We start from the raw sequence: 15,634 nt of genomic DNA on the forward strand, positions 1-15,634 counted from the left end.
GGAGAGGGATCAAAGAATCGTCACCGCTTCCTCGAAGCTCAGCCGCGGCGAACGCGGAAACAGGTTCTCGTCGCTGCCGTAGCCGAGGTTGACGATGAAATTCGGCTCGACGGCCGTGCCGGCGAAGAACTCGGCCTTCACCCCTGCGGCGTCGAATCCGGACATCGGACCTGCGTCGAGGCCGAGCGCCCGCGCCGCCAGCAGGAAATAGCCGCCCTGCAGCGAGCTGTTGCGGAAGGCGGTCTCACGCGCGGCCGCAGGGTCGGCAAACCAGTCCTTTGCGCCCGGCGCATGGGGGAACAGCACCGGCAGCGTCTCGGCGAAGGCCAGGTCCATGCCGATGATCACATTGACGGGTGCCTGCAGCGTCTTGGCGCGGTTGGCATCCGACATCCGGGGCGCCAGTCGGGCCTTGGCCTCCTGTGAGGTGATGAAGACGAACCGGGCCGGGGTGGTGTTGGCCGCCGTCGGGCCGAATTTGGTCAACGCATAGAGTTTGCGCAGCAGGTCGTCGGACACCGGCCGATCGGTCCAGGCGTTGCGTGTCCGGGCGGCGGTGAACAGCTGGTCCAGCGCCGTGTCGGGGAGGGGCAGGTCGCGGGCAGTGACGGAATCGGGGGCCATGGCAGATGTCCTTATTCGCAACAGTTATAGATGCTAAATAAGCCTGCCGGGATTTGGTTCAAGGGTGTTCGAAACAAATCCTGCGCCTGTTTTTCAGCCCTGTCCGAAGCCGGCGACAACGCCTATCTTCAACGCATGACAGACCTCAATGCCCTCATGAAACAGGCCCAGGCGATGCAGCAGAAGCTGCAGGATGCCCAGGCGAAAATGGCCGAAACCACCGCCTCCGGCACCTCCGGCGGCGGGCTCGTGACCCTGGCCCTGAAGGGGGCGGGCGAGATCACCGGCGTGACGATCGACGACAGTCTGCTGGTCCCGGGTGAGGGCGAGATCCTCGCCGACCTGATCGTCGCCGCCCACGCCGACGCCAAGCGCAAGCTGGACGAGGCCAACGGCGCCCTGATGCGCGAGGCCGCCGGCCCCATGGCCGGGATGAACATCCCCGGCATGCCGAAGCTGTTCTGAGGCCTTCGACGGACCGCGCTGCCGCAAGGTTCATCACAACGGGCACAACGGAAGGGCACAACGGACACGACGGGAGCGGGGAGTCATCAGGCACTGCGCCCCGGTTGGGCTGTCCTTGATTGCGGCTTCGCCGCCTTGATCCGATCGACGCCCAGCGTCGATCCGTGGTCTTTTCTGAGTGTCGAGCCCGGCCTTTTCCTCCGCTCAGGTCCCGTCGTGTCCCTTGTGCCCTTCCGTTGTGCCCGTTGTGATGAACCAGCACTCGCGAGGGCAAGGGCGCGGACCGCCCCGTCAGACCCACGCAGAGATAGGCAACCGCTCAACCCCCATGGTATGCGCCGGACATGGCTGCTTCCGCCGGACCCGAAATCGAACGGCTGATCAGCCTCCTCGCCAAACTTCCCGGCCTCGGCCCCCGCTCGGCCCGGCGCGCGGCTCTGGCCCTGCTGAAGAAGCGCGAGCAGCTGCTGGTCCCGCTGGCGGCCTCACTGGCCGAGACGGCGGCCAGGGTGACCTCCTGCAGCGTCTGCGGCGCGCCCGACACCCGTGATCCCTGCTCGATCTGTTCCAACAGCGCCCGCGACAATGCCCTGATCTGCGTGGTCGAGGAGGCCGGTGCCCTGTGGGCCATGGAGCGTTCCGGTGCCTTCCGCGGCAAATACCATGTGCTGGGCGGCCTGCTCTCGGCCCTCGACGGCGTCGGTCCGGACGCGCTCAGGGTCGCCGAATTGGTCGGACGGGTGCGCGGTGGTGAGGCCAAGGAAGTCGTCCTGGCCCTGCCCGCCACCGTCGACGGCCAGACCACCGCCCACTATATCGCCGAACGTCTGGCCGGCTCTGGCGTGGAGATCACCTCTCTCGCGCGCGGCGTGCCCGTCGGCGGCGAGCTCGACTGGCTCGACGACGGCACCATCATCCAGGCCATGCGCCAGCGCCGGCCGACCTGAGCCTGCGACCGATCCTGTCGCATGTTCGGTTCAGGATCGGGGGGATGACGCACTAGGCCTCCGACTTTCCGCACAAAGCGCACGATGCGAACGATGCGCACGATGCGCACTGTGTTTTTCAGTTCGCGGCCCCTGCCGACTCCCGATAAGGAACGGACCATGAACGCCTCACTCGTCGCCTTTTTCGCCGCTTCGGTGGTCGCCATCCTGGCCCTCGTCTGGGCCCTGATGGAGCGGCGTCGCGCCTCCGCCGCCGATACGCGGGCGTGGGAGCTGCGCGAACGCTATGCCGAGACCGAGGCCCGGATGCGGCTGTTCGAGGATCAGGCCACGACCTCGACGGAGCTGCTGCGCGCCCAGGCAGCGCAATCCGCGACCACGGTGGCCGAGGAACTGCTCAAACGCACCGATGAGACCTTCCGCAATCGCGAACTGATGGCCCAGCAGCGGATGGAGGCCCAGCTCAAGCCGGTCGCCGATACGCTCGCCAAATTCCAGGAGCATGTCGCCGCGCTGGAGAAGGTCCGCTCCGAGGAGACCGGCGGGCTGAAGGAACAGCTGGCCCTGCTGATGACGGCCTCGACCGCCACCCGCGACGAGGCCCGGCGCCTGACCGAGGCCCTGCGCGGCAACACCGGCCGCCGCGGCCGCTGGGGCGAACAGACCTGCCGCAATGTGCTCGAGGCCGCCGGCATGGCCGGCCGGTTCGATTTCGAGGAACAGTCCTCGACCGCCGATGATGCCGGCCGCCAGCAGCGCCCGGACTTCGTCGTCCGCCTGCCCGGCGGCGGCATGTTCGTGATCGACGCCAAGGTCTCGCTGGCCTTCGGTGACGAGGCTGACGGCGACGAGGAGGCCCGGGCCAGGGCGGCCTCGCTGCGCACCGCCGCCAGTATGAAGACCCACGTGCGCCAGCTGTCGTCCAAGGCCTATCAGGACCAGTTCAAGCCCAGCCCCGACTTCGTCGCCATGTTCGTGCCCGGCGACGCCTTCCTCGCCGCGGCCCTGGATCACGAGCCCGATCTGATGACCACGGCCATGGCCTCGCGCGTTGTCATCGTCACCCCGACCACCCTGTTCGCCCTGTGCAAGGCCGTCGCCTACGGCTGGCGGGCGGAAGAGCAGGCGAAGAACGCCGAGGACGTCGCGAAGCTCGGCAAGGAGCTCTACAAACGCCTCTCGGTCATGGGCGGGCACGCCGCCGCCGTCGGGCGCGCGCTCGATACGGCCGTCGGCAAATACAATCAGTTCGTCGGCTCGCTGGAGAGCCAGGTCATGGTCTCCGCCCGCCGCTTCGAGGACCTGCAGGTCGACCATGAGGGCAAGGACCTGGGCGAACTGGCCCCGATTGAATCCGCCGCGCGGGCGCTCAGCCGGCCCGAGCTGACCGTGGGCGAGGCACCGCCGGCGGCCCTGCCCGGGGTCTGATTTTTTTCAGGACAAGCACGCTTGACACGGCGGCCCGGTGTTGTAAAACACCCTTGTCAAATCGACAGGGAGCCTTGTCATGAACGACCCATCCCGGCCCAGGCGTCCGCACGGACCCGGTGCCTATCTGCTGTATATCGTCGTCTGCCTGGTTCTGGGTGGCCTGGCGGGCGCGGCCAGCGCCATCCTCGGCGACCAGCCGGGGCCGGTCGGTACAGCCGTGACGGCGGCCCTGGTGACAGCCGCCATGGCCGCGGGTTTCACGGCCTGCCTGTGGTGGTGGCGGGGCATCGACGAGGCTGCCCGCGAGGCTCACAAATGGGCCTGGTGGTGGGGAGGGACGGGCGGGATGGCCGTCGGCATCGTGTTGCTGCTGACCCTGATGCTGCGGGCCGAGGACCAATCGCTGTCCGCCAAACTCGGCTCGACCCCCGCCGACATCTTCGTCTCGGGCATGATGTGCATCCTGTTGTTCCAGCTGGCGGGCTATTCGCTGGCCTGGGCCGGCTGGTGGCTCAAGCACCGCTAGGAGCGACCCGATGAACAACCGCCTCAAGGTGCTGCGTGCCGAACGCGACTGGAGCCAGGCCGACCTCGCCGACCAGCTCGGCGTCTCGCGCCAGACCGTCAATGCCCTCGAGACGGGTCGCTATGACCCGTCCCTGCCGCTGGCCTTCAGGATCGCAAGGGTCTTCGGCCAACCCATCGAATCCATCTTCACGGAGGACTGATCATGAATGCCAGTCTTGAAGCCCCCCGCCCCTCGCTCCTGCGCAAGGCGGCCCTGTTGGTCCTGCTTGGCGCCCTCGGCGGTGCCTTCGGATACGCCTTTGCCACCCTCACAGACGGCTTTGTGACCCGCTGGGAGGATGATCTCGCCGTGTTCATGGCCGCGGCCATGATCGGGATCGGCGTCCTCAGCGCCTTTGTCGTCGCCACGCGCCCCTCCGATGTCCCCAAGGGTTGCGGCATCCTGCAGGTCATCGTCATGCTGCTCGCCGGCGTGATGTTCCTGCTGCCCATCTTCGGGACCGCCTGGGCCACGCCCGATGTCGTCTTCGGTGCCATTGCGGTGCTGCTGGCCGCCCAGAGCGTTGCCAATCTGATGCTCTGGCGCGCTGCCGACGAAATGCTCCGTCGGGTCATGCTCGAGACCAGCGCCCTGGCCTTCTGGGCCGTGCAACTGGGCCTGTTCGTCTATGCCGCCGCCGAGCGGCTGGGGCTGATCGGCACCATCACCGGCTGGGGCCTGACGGGCATGCTGATGGGGGTCTATTTCATCGCCTCCATCGTCGCCTCCGCCCGCCGTGGCATTACCTGACCCGACCCCGAAATCGCCTCTCCCATACCTTTCAAGGATTGATCCCGTGACTGTTTCACATCGCCTCAAGTCCCTCTGCCGCACCGCCCTCGGGGCCGTCCTCGGCCTCGGCCTCGCCGGTGCTGTCGCCTTCCAGCCTGTCCAGGCCTTCGCCCAGGCGGTCGAGGTCGCGCCGGCCCCGGTCGCCGCACCCCGCGCGGTTCCGCAGGCCGAGGGTGCGGGCCCCGCGCTCTGGGTCGTCCGCGATGCGGACTCGACCCTCTATCTGTTCGGTACGGTCCACGTCCTGCGTCCGACCACCGCCTGGGGCTCCGCCCGCGTCGACGCGGCCTTCGACAGCGCCGACCAGGTCTGGTTCGAGATCTCCAATCCCGACGACCAGGCGGCGGTCATGCCCCTGGTCCAGCAGTACGGCCTGTCACCGACCCGTCCCCTGTCAAGCCTGCTGACCGCCGAGGAGATGACGGTCCTCAACACCATCGCCGCCTCTGCGGGCATGCCGGCCGGCCAGATCGATGTCTTTCGTCCCTGGCTCGCAGGACTGGTCCTTTCCGTCGCCCCGGTGATGAAGGCGGGCTACGAACCCCAGTCTGGCGTCGAACTGGTTCTGAAGGCGCGCGCGGAAGCCGCCGGAAAGCCCATCCAGGCGTTCGAGACCATCGACAAACAGGTCGGCATCCTCGCCGGGATGTCCGAAGCTGATCAGCTGGCCTCCCTCCGCATGCTGCTGGAGTCCTGGAGCGATAGCGCGGCCGAACTGGACCAGATGGTCGCCGCCTGGGCGTCCGGTGACGTGCAGCGCCTCGAGGAACTCGCGGTTACTGAAATGCAGACGGAAACTCCGGCCCTCTACGAAGCCCTGCTGGTTCGTCGCAACACCGACTGGGCCGACCAGATCCAGACCCTTCTGGCCGGTTCCGGGACCGTCTTCATCGCCGTCGGTGCCGCCCACCTCGCCGGCGACAACAGTGTCCAGGAAATCCTCGGGGACCGGGGGGTTACGGTAACCCGGGAATAGGCTGCGGCTGGAGCGGGCGGCGGGAATCGAACCCGCACGAAAAGCTTGGGAAGCTTTCAGGCTACCACTACATCACGCCCGCGGAGCCGGCGCAGCCTTAGGGCCAACGGCGGCCGGCATCAAGACGGGACGGCTCGCAGGGGCCGTCCCGTTTCGCTTTCAGCCTCAGTCGGCGCGATAGACCACCACGCCGTCCACCACCGTGAGGGTGGCGCGACCCTTGGGAATGTCGGCGGCGGGCGCGGTCATCAGATCGACCGAGAAGGCCGTGAAGTCGGCCCGTTTGCCGACCTCGATGGTTCCCAGCTCGTCCTCCCGGAAGCTGGCGTAAGCCGGCCAGAGGGTGAACATCTTCAGGGCCGTGGCCCGGTCGACGGCCTCGCCGGCGCGCCAGTCGGGGCCCTGGAAGCCTTCCAGATCGGCACGGGCGACGGCCGCATAGAATTCGATCAGCGGGTCGCCGCGCTCCACCGGTGCATCCGATCCCCCGACGACGATCACCCCCATGTCGACCAGGCTGTGCCAGGCATAGGCCCCATCCAGCCGGGCGTCGCCGAGGCGGGCGGGAGCAAAATGCAGGTCGCCGATGGCGTGGCTGGGCTGCATCGAGGCGATGATCGGCAGGTGCTGGAACCAGTGATAGTCGGACGGCCGCAGGATCTGGGCATGTTCGATACGCCAGCGCACATCGTCGCCGTGAGGCCGGTCAGCAGCAGGCACGGCGTTCAGGGCCTGCTGGTACCACTCGGCGACCGAGGCATTGCCGCGATCGCCGATGGCATGTGTGGCGACCTGGATGCCGCCGCGCAGGGCCGCCTCATACAGGGGGATGATTTCATCGCCGGTGATCTGCATCAGGCCGGTGGTCCCGGGCCGGTCGGCATAGGGTTCGAACAGGGCGGCGCCGCGCGAGCCGAGGGCCCCGTCGGCATAGTATTTGATCGCCCGGGTGATGATCCGCCCATCCGCCACGCTGCGCGGGCCGCCCGCGATCAGGGCGGCGGCGCCGTCCGGGGTGACGCTGTTGTAGATGCGCAGAGGCGCTTCGCCCGCCTCGGCCATGGCCTCCAGCAGGGGAATGTCCCGCCACGGCGCGCTCATGAAATGGACGCCGGTCCAGCCATAGGCGGCCTCGACGCGGAAGCCGGCGCGATAGGCGTCGCGCAGGGCCTCGGGATCGGTCTGCGGCAGCAAGCCGGCGACCAGTTGCTCGGCGGCATCGACCAGCAGGCCGGTCGGCCGTCCGTCCGGGCCCTTGAGAATCTCCCCGCCCGACGGTGCCGCCGTCGAGGCGTCGACCCCGGCGGCGGCGAGGGCCGTTGAGGAGGCGACCACGGCGTGGCCGTCCGACCGGCTCAGCAGCACGATCCGTCCCGGCGCAGCGGCGTCGAGGTCGGCGGCGGTCAGGAAACGTGCTTCCGGCCAGTGGGTCTCGATCCAGCCGCGCCCGACGATGGGGCCCTCCGGATGGGCCTCGGCCCAGGCGGTCAGTCGCGCCATGGCCTCGGCCACCGAAGCCGAGCCCTCGAGGTTCAGGGTCAATTCGCGCCAGCCGATGCCGTCGAGGTGGGCGTGGCCGTCGGTGAAGCCGGGGAACAGCGTCGCGCCCCGGAGGTCGAGCGTCTCGGCGTATGCGAATGCCGGAAGCCCCGCTTCGGTGCCGACATAGGCGATCCGCCCGTCCTGGACGAGCACCACCTCGGCCGTCGGCTGCGCAGCCACGCCGGTGTAGATCGTCCCGCCCCGGATAAGCAGCTCCTGGGCCTGGGAACTCCAGGCGGCGGACGCGAGCAGAAGGGCGAGCGTAAGGGGACGGATCATGCAGCGGCTCCCGGTTGCAGGAGCGACGGGTGGAGCCGAATGCCGCCGGCGTCAAGCCGGCGGCTCCATACCTGCCTAGGCTGCGGCCTTCTGCTTCCCGGCGAAGTTTCCGTAGAAGGTCTCGCCTTTGGCGGCCATGTCGCGCAGCAGCTGCGGCACCTTGAAACGGTCGCCGTAGCGGGCGGCATAGTCGTCGGCCTGGGCCACGAAGGCCTTGAGCCCCGTCTGGTCGATCATGGTGATCGGCCCGCCGGTCCAGGGTGCGAAGCCCCAGGCCAGGATAGCCCCCACATCAGCTTCACGCGGGTCGTCGATGACGCCCTCTTCCCAGCACCGGGCGACCTCGACCGCCTGCCGGTACAGCAGACGCTGCTTCTGGTCCTCGACCAGCTCCGGCGTGGAGTCATTGATCTTCACCGGAGCCAGCTCGGCCAGACCGGCCCAGATCTTCTTGGGCTTCTGGTCATAGTCATAGAAGCCCATGCCGTTCTTGCGGCCGTAGCGGCCCAGCTCCTCGACCATCTTCTGGACGATCTGCGAGCCGGGCAGGGGCTGGTATTTGTCGCCGAGGTCGAGCGCGGTCTGTTTCGCGATCTTGACCGACAGGTCCAGGGCCACGTCGTCGTGCATTTCCAGCGGCCCGCGCGGCATGCCGGTCATGCGGCCGATATTGTCGATCAGGGCGGGGGCATAGCCCTCTTCCAGCATGGCCATGCCCTCGGCGACATAGGTGCCGAAGCAGCGCGAGGTGTAGAAGCCGCGGCCGTCGTTGACGACGATCGGGGTCTTCTTGATCTTCATGATGTAGTCCAGCGACCGGGCGATCGCCGCCTCGCCGGTCTTCTCGCCGAGGATGGCCTCGACCAGCATCATCTTGTCGACGGGCGAGAAGAAGTGGATGCCGATGAAGTCCTCGGGCCGGACGCTGGCCTCGGCCAGGCCGGTGATCGGCAGGGTCGAGGTGTTGGAGCCGAACACGGCACCGGGGGCCAGCTGGGCCTCGGCGCGCTTCGTCACATCCGCCTTGATCTCGCGGTTCTCGAACACGGCCTCGATGACCAGGTCCGAGCCCTTGATCAGGTCATAGTCGGTCGTCGCGGTGACCGAACCCAGCAGGGCGTCATACTTGTCCTGCGTGATCTGGCCCTTGGACAGACGCTTCTTCAGCAGGTCGGCGACGTGGGCCTTGCCCTTGTCGGCGTCTTCCTGGGTGCGGTCGATCAGGATGGTCTCGATCCCGGCCAGGGCCTGCACATAGGCAATGCCGGCGCCCATCATGCCGGCACCGATGACGGTGACCTTCTTCGGATCGGATTTCGGCACGCCCGCCGGACGGACGGCACCCTTGTCGAGCTCCTGCTTCGACAGGAACAGGCTGCGGATCATGGCCTGGGCCTGCGGGGTCATCAGGGTCTTGATGAAGTAGCGGGTCTCGATGCGCAGGGCCGCGTCCATGGGGACCTGAATCCCCTCATAGACGGCCTTCATCAGGTTCAGCACGGCGGGATAGTTCCCGTAAGACTGTTTGCGCAGCATGGCGTTGCCGACGAGGAAACTCTGGATGCCGGCGGGGTGGTAGGGGCCGCCACCGGGCTGTTTGAAGCCCTTGTCGTCCCAGGGCTGCACGGCCTTGCCGCCGCCCTTGATCCACGCCTTCGCCGCGTCGACTTCCGTGCCCCTGGCGACCACTTCATGGACCACGCCTGCGCCCCTGGCGTCGTTCGGACGCCAGGACGAGCCGGCGCTCATCGCCGTCATCGCCGCCTGAACGCCGATCAGGCGCGTCAGCCGCTGGGTGCCGCCGCCGCCGGGGAAGAGGCCGACCTTGATCTCCGGCAGTCCGAGCTGGATCTTCGAGTCATCGGCGACCACGCGATAGTGGCAGGCCAGCGTCAGTTCCAGACCGCCGCCCAGCGCCAGGCCGTTGATCGCCGCGGCGACCGGCTTGCCGCAGGTCTCCAGCGCGCGCAGGGCTCCGTTCAGCTTCCAGCCCGCATCCCAGGCTTCCTGCAGCGAACCACCGGCCAGCATACCGCCGGCCATGTCGCCCAGGTCAGCGCCGGCGCAGAAGCCGCTCGCCTTGCCCGAAGTCAGGACGGCACCCTTGATGGCGTCGTCGGTCTTCACCCGTTCGATCCATTGCGGGATCTCGGCCATCACGCCCGAGGTCAGAGTGTTCATCGACCGCCCGGGGACGTCGAAGGTGATCAGGGCGATGCCGTCGGCATCCACGTCGATCTTGAAGTTTTCCATCGGTCTTCCTTCGGGTTTCAAGCGGCAGCCAGGGCGGCCGAAATTTCGTTTTTGAATTCCGCGGCACGGACCGCGTAGAAGGCTTTAACTTGGTCCGAGACCTCGACAGACGCGCTGTCGGGCGATCCGGCGGCAAACGGGGGCTCGGGGTCGTATTCCGTCGCCAGCTGGATGCGCTGGGCGGCTTGCGGCGAGGCGATCTCGGCGGCCACGGTCAGGGCGAAATCGATGCCGGCCGTAACGCCTCCGCCGGTGATGACGTCGCCGTCACGAACCACCCGCCCTTGCTGCGGGATCGCACCGACCAACGGTAGCAGATGATGATAGGCCCAGTGTGTCGTCGCGCGCCGCCCCCGCAGCAACCCGGCCGCGCCCAGCAAAAAGGCTCCGGTGCAGACGGAGGTCACGTAGCGGGCGGACTGTCCCGCCGCACGCACGAACGCCAGTGTCTCCTCATCCCGGATGGCCGCACCGACGCCGAACCCGCCGGGGACGCAGATCATGTCCAGTGCCGGGGCTTGGGCGAAGGTGCCGGTCGGGACCAGCCCCAGTCCGCAGTCGGACGGGACCGGCGCGAGGGTCCGGGCGAGGATGTGGGTCGTTGCGCCCGGGACGCGATGCAGCATCTGCAGCGGACCGGTGAAATCCAGCTGCGTGACGTTCGGAAACAGGACGAATCCGATCTGCATCGGTGTTCCCGTGCTCAGACGCGTTCGATGACGGTGGCGGTGCCCATGCCGCCGCCGATGCACAGGGTGATCAGGGCGGTGGACTTGTTCGACCGCTCCAGCTCGTCCAGGGCGATGCCGGTGATCATGGCGCCGGTGGCGCCGAGCGGGTGGCCCATGGAGATGCCGCCGCCGTTCACGTTCATCTTGTCGTGCGGGATGTCGAGCGCCTGCATGTAGCGCAGCACAACGGCGGCGAAGGCCTCGTTCAGCTCCCAGACGTCGATGTCGGCGGTGGTCATGCCCAGTTTGGCGAGCAGCTTCTTCGTCACGAACTCGGGGCCGGTCAGCATGATCGAGGGTTCGGAGCCGATCGAGGCGGCGCCGACGATGCGGGCGCGGGGCTTGAGGCCCATGGCCTGGCCGGCTTCCAGCGTGCCGATCAGCACCCCCGCTGAACCGTCAACGATCCCCGAGGAGTTGCCCGGCGTGTGGACGTGACTGACCCGCTCGACCTCGGGGTAGCGCTGGTTGATCACGGCGTCGAACGCCATCTCGCCCATCATGGCGAAGGACGGGTTCAGGGCGCCCAGCGACTGCATGTCGGTGTTGGGGCGGATGGTCTCGTCGCGGTCCAGCTGGACGAGGCCGAGCTGGTTCTTGACGGCGATGACCGATTTCGAGAACCGGCCGTCAGCCCAGGCGGCGGCGGCGCGCTTGTGGCTTTCCATCGAATAGGCATCGACGTCGTCGCGGCTGAAGCCGTATTTCGTCGCGATCATGTCGGCCGACACGCCCTGGGGCACGAAATAGGTCGGGAAGGCCGACGACGGATCGACCGGCCAGGCACCGCCGTCCGATCCCATCGGAACCCGGCTCATGGCCTCGATGCCCCCGCCGACGGCGAAGTCGGCCTCGCCGGACTTCACCTTGGCTGCGGCCATGTTCACGGCCTCGAGGCCGGAGGCGCAGAAGCGGTTGATCTGGACGCCGGCCACCGTCTGGGCCCAGCCCGCCGACAGGACGGCTGTGCGGGCGATGTCTGCGCCCTGTTCGCCCACCGGCGAGACGCAGCCGAGGATGACGTCATCGACTTTGGAGGTATCCAGGTTGTTGCGGTCGCGCAGGGCTTCCAGCACCTGGGTCGCCAGGCTCAGGCCGGTGATCTCATGCAGGGACCCGTCCTTCTTGCCCTTGCCGCGCGGCGTGCGGACCGCGTCGTAGATATAGGCTTCGGCCATGGGAGTCGGTCTCCAATAAGGACGGATTCTGCGTGTCCCCGTCACAAACCCTACGTTTACGTCAACGTCAAGTATTCATTGCCCCATGCTTCGGCCCGTCGCCAGCCGGCGTCCGTCTGACGGGCCTCCCGCAGCGGAATTTCCCCGGGCCTGACCGACCGCGCCGGCCGGGTCCGGACGGGGTGGGTCGGGCCTAGCCGACGTAGCCGGCCTGCATGAGTTCGGCGATGTGGACGATGGCAACCGGACGGTCCGCCTCGACGACCAGCAGGGTCGCGATCCGGTTCTGGGTCATCAGGTCGACGGCATCGCTCATGCGGGCGTCCGGGCCGATAATCCGGGGATCAGGGCTCATGATGTCGGCAGCGGTCAGACCCGTGAGGTCGCGGGAGAAGGCCCGGCGGACGTCTCCGTCGGTAATGATCCCGGCCAGCGTTCCGTCATCATTCAGAACCGCCGCTGCACCCTTGCGCCCCTCGGTGATGGCGGACACCACCTCGGCGAAGGTCGCCGCAAGCGGAATGGTCGCCGGGGCGGGCGGGCGGTCGCCCATCCAGTCGCGCACACTCTGCAGTCTCATGCCCAGCTTGCCGCCGGGATGGTGCAGGCCGAAGGCTTCGGCGGTAAAGCCGCGCCGGTCCATCAACACCATGGCCAGGGCATCGCCGAGGGCCAGGGTCATGAGGGTCGAGGTCGTGGGTGCCAGGCCGTTGGGGCAGGCCTCGGCCACCTGCGGCATGGTCAGGCAAACGGCGGATGAACGGCCCAGGAAGCTGGCGGGCCGCTGGGTCAGGCCGATGACCGGGATGCCTTCGCGCTGGCAGTAGATCAGGGGGTCGCGCAGCTCCCGGCTTTCCCCGGAGTTGGAGATAGCCAGCAGGGTGACGTCCTTGCGCAGCATGCCGAGGTCGCCGTGGCTCATCTCGGCCGGATGGACGAAGAAGGCGTTGGTGCCGGTGGAGGCGAGCGTCGCCGCGATCTTGCCGCCGATATGGCCCGACTTGCCCATGCCGGTCACCACCAGATAGCCGGGACGGGACAGGATGATGTCGCAGGCGCGGGCGATGCCGTCATCGAGGCCGGACTCGAGGGCCTGAAGCGCGGCGATATTCAGCTGGATGACCGCGCGGGCCCGCGCGGTCATGGCGGCGGGATCGGCGGACAGGGCGGGGAGGGTGCTCATTCCGCCGATTTGGCCCATCCCGGGCGGATTCACAATCGCGACCCGGCACGGTGCCGTCGCCGATCCGCCCGGTCCATGGATCGGATCAGTAGATCTCGAACAGGCCCGCCGCCCCCATTCCACCACCGACACACATGGTCACCACGCCGTATCTGGCCCCGCGCCGCTTGCCCTCGATGAGGACATGGCCGGTCATCCGGGCACCCGACATGCCGTAGGGGTGACCGATGGAGATCGCACCGCCCGAGACATTGAGCCGGTCATCGGGGATGCCGAGCCGGTCGCGGCAGTAGAGCACCTGCACGGCGAAGGCCTCGTTCAGCTCCCAGATGCCGATGTCGTCGATGGTCAGGCCGTGGCGTTTGAGCAGTTTGGGCACGGCAAAGACCGGGCCGATGCCCATTTCGTCAGGCTCGCAGCCGACAACGGCCATGCCGCGATAGGCGCCGAGCGGCTGCAGCCCGTGCCGCACCGCCTCGCCCGCCTCCATGATGACGCTGGCCGAGGCCCCGTCAGACAGCTGGCTGGCGTTACCGGCGGTGATGAACTGGCCCTGGTCGATGGATTCGCCGGCTCCGAAAACCGGCCTCAGGCCGTTCAGGCCCTCCAGGGTGGTGTCGGCGCGGTTGCCCTCGTCCTTCGACAGCGTGACGGCCTTCCGGGAGGTCTCGCCGGTCGCCTTGTCCGTAACCAGCATGGAGGTGCTCATGGGCGCGATCTCGGCGTCGAGCCGGCCGTCGGCCTGGGCCTGGGCCGTGCGCTGCTGGGAGCGAAGGGCGTATTCGTCCTGCAGGTCGCGGCTGATGCCGTAGCGGCGGGATACGATCTCGGCGGTCTCCAGCATCGACATGTAAATGTGCGGTGCCAGCTTCAGCAGGTCCTCATCCATGGCGCGATGCATGTTCATGTGGGGGTTCTGGACAAGGGAGATCGACTCCAGCCCGCCGCCGACCACCACCTTCTGATGGTCATTGATGACCTGTTTGGCCGCCGTTGCGATGGCCATGAGGCCGGAGGCGCATTGCCGATCCAGGCTCATGCCGCCGGTGGTCACCGGCAGGCCGGCGGCCAGGGCCGATTGCCGGGCGACATTGGTCCCGGTCGAACCCTGCTGCAGGGCGGCCCCCATGACCACGTCCTCGATCTCGGCCGGATCAATACCCGCCCTGGCCACGGCATGACGGATGGCGTGGCCGCCCAGCTGCTGCGCCTGGGTGTCGTTGAAGGCTCCGCGATAGGCGCGGCCGATGGGCGTGCGGGCGGTGGAGACGATGACGGCTTCGCGGGACATTCGGCGTGCTTCCTTGGTTGGGGCACAGGCGCTTGCGACGCGGTCGCTCGCAGCCCGGGCGCGAGATGGATCGAACCCTAGGCGCTTGCCCTCGGGTCAAGGCAAGAGGTCAGGCGAGGGCTTGCTGTGCTTTGGTCAGTTCGATCATGCCCTGGGCCGCGCCCATCTCCGGCACGATCTCGCCGGTGCGGTCCGAGATTTCCGCAAACCGGGCGGCGACCTGTTCCGGCGCGTCCTCGCCGACGGCGCGGATGCCCTGGGTCAGGGTGACATAGGCGCGCTCGAAGCCGCCGGCCCCCGCGGTCAGGATGCAGCGGCTGGGTGCGTCCTCGCTGACCAGATGCAGCAGGCCGGGCGTCACCGTGTCCGGACCCAGCAGTTCCAGCGGCAGGCGGGCCCCGAGGTCCTCGGTCATGCGGGTGTGGGCGGTCGGCGCCAGGCAGTTGACCCGGATGTCATTCTTTGCACCTTCGATCGACAGGGTCTGCATCAGCCCGACCAGGGCCATCTTGGCCGCGCCATAGTTGGACTGGCCGAAATTGCCGTAGAGGCCCGAGGAGGAGGTGGTCATGACGATGCGGCCGTAGTTGGCGTCGCGCATGATGTCCCAGACCGCCTTGGTGCAATGGACGGCCCCCATCAGATGGACGTCCATGACGAAGCGGAAGTCGTCCAGCTCCATCTTGGCGAAGGTCTTGTCGCGCAGGACGCCGGCATTGTTGACCAGGATGTCGACCCGGCCCCATTTCGCCATCGCGGTCGCGACCATGGCCTCGACGGCGGCGTAATCGGTGACGGAGGCGGCGTTGGCCATCGCCTCGCCGCCCGCGGCAAGGATCTCGGCCACGACCGATTCGGCGGCAGTCGCCGATCCGCCCGAGCCGTCACGCGCGCCGCCTAGGTCATTGACGACCACTTTCGCGCCGCGTTTGGCCAGGGCCAGGGCGTGTTCACGCCCCAGGCCGCCACCGGCCCCCGTCACGATCGCCACGCGCCCGTCAAACCGCATCGTCATTCAACCGCTCCCTTTGAACCAGCGCTTCCTAGCAGCCGTTGCGCCCGGCGAAACCCCGTCTGTTGTGTTGAAACGGCGCCACAGTTGCTACATTCGTAGCCGAAACGGGGAACTCCGGAAGAACATTCTCGTTCGGCCTTGAGAGCTCCCCGTATAGATGGGGTATCAGGGCAATCACTGATTATGAGGGATAGAATGAAGTTGAAACTTCTCGCCGGCGTCGCAATGGCAGGGCTGTTCTCAGCCGGCGTTGCCAACGCCGAGCCGAACGGCTGGTACGGCGCGATTGATGCGGGCTACCACACGATCGGCACCATCGAGGCTGACGGCCAGCGTGGCCCGCAGTTCGATATCGAATC

15 protein-coding genes and 1 tRNA gene are annotated in these 15,634 nt (G+C 67.7%); 7 read left to right on the forward strand and 9 right to left on the reverse strand.

The features are described 5' to 3' along the window. Positions 1-9 precede the first annotated feature (9 nt). Entirely contained in the window at positions 10-624 is a 615-nt protein-coding gene (locus Q0053_RS10590; RefSeq protein WP_298099867.1) for a malonic semialdehyde reductase, read from the reverse strand. 135 nt (positions 625-759) lie between these two features. On the opposite strand from Q0053_RS10590, the gene Q0053_RS10595 reads away from it, so the two are divergent. The 7 genes from Q0053_RS10595 (at position 760) to Q0053_RS10625 (ending at position 5,803) form a co-directional block, all read left to right on the forward strand. Further along, positions 760-1,089 carry a YbaB/EbfC family nucleoid-associated protein gene (locus Q0053_RS10595; RefSeq protein WP_298099869.1) on the forward strand — a complete coding sequence of 110 codons (330 nt, stop codon included), beginning with the start codon at positions 760-762 and terminating at the stop codon, positions 1,087-1,089. A gap of 344 nt (positions 1,090-1,433) precedes the next feature. After that, positions 1,434-2,036 (forward strand): recombination mediator RecR, encoded by a 603-nt coding sequence (gene recR / locus Q0053_RS10600; RefSeq protein WP_298099872.1) that lies wholly within the window; start codon positions 1,434-1,436, stop codon positions 2,034-2,036. Positions 2,037-2,195: 159 nt separating this feature from the next. Further along, on the forward strand, positions 2,196-3,464 hold the full coding sequence (locus Q0053_RS10605; protein ID WP_298099875.1) for a DNA recombination protein RmuC: 1,269 nt from the start codon (positions 2,196-2,198) through the stop codon (positions 3,462-3,464). A 79-nt stretch (positions 3,465-3,543) separates the two neighbouring features. Next, positions 3,544-3,993 carry a hypothetical protein gene (locus tag Q0053_RS10610; RefSeq protein WP_298099877.1) on the forward strand — a complete coding sequence of 150 codons (450 nt, stop codon included), beginning with the start codon at positions 3,544-3,546 and terminating at the stop codon, positions 3,991-3,993. A 10-nt stretch (positions 3,994-4,003) separates the two neighbouring features. Continuing rightward, positions 4,004-4,195, forward strand: coding sequence for a helix-turn-helix transcriptional regulator (locus Q0053_RS10615; RefSeq protein WP_298099879.1), 192 nt, complete (start codon positions 4,004-4,006; stop codon positions 4,193-4,195). A gap of 2 nt (positions 4,196-4,197) precedes the next feature. Further along, on the forward strand, positions 4,198-4,785 hold the full coding sequence (locus tag Q0053_RS10620; RefSeq protein WP_298099882.1) for a hypothetical protein: 588 nt from the start codon (positions 4,198-4,200) through the stop codon (positions 4,783-4,785). A gap of 46 nt (positions 4,786-4,831) precedes the next feature. Next, positions 4,832-5,803: a TraB/GumN family protein gene (locus Q0053_RS10625; RefSeq protein WP_298099885.1), complete on the forward strand. Its 972-nt coding sequence runs from the start codon at positions 4,832-4,834 to the stop codon at positions 5,801-5,803. 8 nt (positions 5,804-5,811) lie between these two features. Here the strand turns inward: Q0053_RS10625 and Q0053_RS10630 are convergent. The 8 genes from Q0053_RS10630 to Q0053_RS10665 form a co-directional block, all read right to left on the reverse strand. After that, positions 5,812-5,885, reverse strand: a tRNA-Gly gene (locus Q0053_RS10630). Positions 5,886-5,968: 83 nt separating this feature from the next. Beyond that, positions 5,969-7,624 carry an amidohydrolase gene (locus Q0053_RS10635; protein ID WP_298099888.1) on the reverse strand — a complete coding sequence of 552 codons (1,656 nt, stop codon included), beginning with the start codon at positions 7,622-7,624 and terminating at the stop codon, positions 5,969-5,971. A 75-nt stretch (positions 7,625-7,699) separates the two neighbouring features. Beyond that, positions 7,700-9,877: a 3-hydroxyacyl-CoA dehydrogenase NAD-binding domain-containing protein gene (locus Q0053_RS10640; protein WP_298099890.1), complete on the reverse strand. Its 2,178-nt coding sequence runs from the start codon at positions 9,875-9,877 to the stop codon at positions 7,700-7,702. A 17-nt stretch (positions 9,878-9,894) separates the two neighbouring features. Next, positions 9,895-10,566 carry a DJ-1/PfpI family protein gene (locus Q0053_RS10645; protein ID WP_298099893.1) on the reverse strand — a complete coding sequence of 224 codons (672 nt, stop codon included), beginning with the start codon at positions 10,564-10,566 and terminating at the stop codon, positions 9,895-9,897. 14 nt (positions 10,567-10,580) lie between these two features. Then, complete coding sequence (locus Q0053_RS10650) at positions 10,581-11,786, reverse strand: acetyl-CoA C-acetyltransferase (protein WP_298099895.1); 1,206 nt, start codon at positions 11,784-11,786, stop codon at positions 10,581-10,583. 193 nt (positions 11,787-11,979) lie between these two features. After that, positions 11,980-12,969, reverse strand: a complete 990-nt coding sequence (locus Q0053_RS10655) for an SIS domain-containing protein (protein ID WP_298099898.1) — start codon at positions 12,967-12,969, stop codon at positions 11,980-11,982. A gap of 85 nt (positions 12,970-13,054) precedes the next feature. After that, complete coding sequence (locus Q0053_RS10660) at positions 13,055-14,260, reverse strand: acetyl-CoA C-acyltransferase (RefSeq protein WP_298099900.1); 1,206 nt, start codon at positions 14,258-14,260, stop codon at positions 13,055-13,057. Positions 14,261-14,369: 109 nt separating this feature from the next. Next, positions 14,370-15,275: an SDR family NAD(P)-dependent oxidoreductase gene (locus tag Q0053_RS10665; protein WP_298099902.1), complete on the reverse strand. Its 906-nt coding sequence runs from the start codon at positions 15,273-15,275 to the stop codon at positions 14,370-14,372. Positions 15,276-15,634 lie beyond the last annotated feature (359 nt).

Source organism: Brevundimonas sp. (assembly GCF_027487935.1).
Classification (GTDB): Bacteria; Pseudomonadota; Alphaproteobacteria; order Caulobacterales; family Caulobacteraceae; genus Brevundimonas.

Bases quoted from the DNA above. Each gene is read 5' to 3' on its own strand.
- Q0053_RS10590 (WP_298099867.1), bottom strand. From the start codon at position 624: ATGGCCCCCGATTCCGTCACTGCCCGCGACCTGCCCCTCCCCGACACG.
- Q0053_RS10595 (WP_298099869.1), top strand. From the start codon at position 760: ATGACAGACCTCAATGCCCTCATGAAACAGGCCCAGGCGATGCAGCAG.
- recR (WP_298099872.1), top strand. From the start codon at position 1,434: ATGGCTGCTTCCGCCGGACCCGAAATCGAACGGCTGATCAGCCTCCTC.
- Q0053_RS10605 (WP_298099875.1), top strand. From the start codon at position 2,196: ATGAACGCCTCACTCGTCGCCTTTTTCGCCGCTTCGGTGGTCGCCATC.
- Q0053_RS10610 (WP_298099877.1), top strand. From the start codon at position 3,544: ATGAACGACCCATCCCGGCCCAGGCGTCCGCACGGACCCGGTGCCTAT.
- Q0053_RS10615 (WP_298099879.1), top strand. From the start codon at position 4,004: ATGAACAACCGCCTCAAGGTGCTGCGTGCCGAACGCGACTGGAGCCAG.
- Q0053_RS10620 (WP_298099882.1), top strand. From the start codon at position 4,198: ATGAATGCCAGTCTTGAAGCCCCCCGCCCCTCGCTCCTGCGCAAGGCG.
- Q0053_RS10635 (WP_298099888.1), bottom strand. From the start codon at position 7,624: ATGATCCGTCCCCTTACGCTCGCCCTTCTGCTCGCGTCCGCCGCCTGG.
- Q0053_RS10640 (WP_298099890.1), bottom strand. From the start codon at position 9,877: ATGGAAAACTTCAAGATCGACGTGGATGCCGACGGCATCGCCCTGATC.
- Q0053_RS10645 (WP_298099893.1), bottom strand. From the start codon at position 10,566: ATGCAGATCGGATTCGTCCTGTTTCCGAACGTCACGCAGCTGGATTTC.
- Q0053_RS10650 (WP_298099895.1), bottom strand. From the start codon at position 11,786: ATGGCCGAAGCCTATATCTACGACGCGGTCCGCACGCCGCGCGGCAAG.
- Q0053_RS10655 (WP_298099898.1), bottom strand. From the start codon at position 12,969: ATGAGCACCCTCCCCGCCCTGTCCGCCGATCCCGCCGCCATGACCGCG.
- Q0053_RS10660 (WP_298099900.1), bottom strand. From the start codon at position 14,260: ATGTCCCGCGAAGCCGTCATCGTCTCCACCGCCCGCACGCCCATCGGC.
- Q0053_RS10665 (WP_298099902.1), bottom strand. From the start codon at position 15,275: ATGACGATGCGGTTTGACGGGCGCGTGGCGATCGTGACGGGGGCCGGT.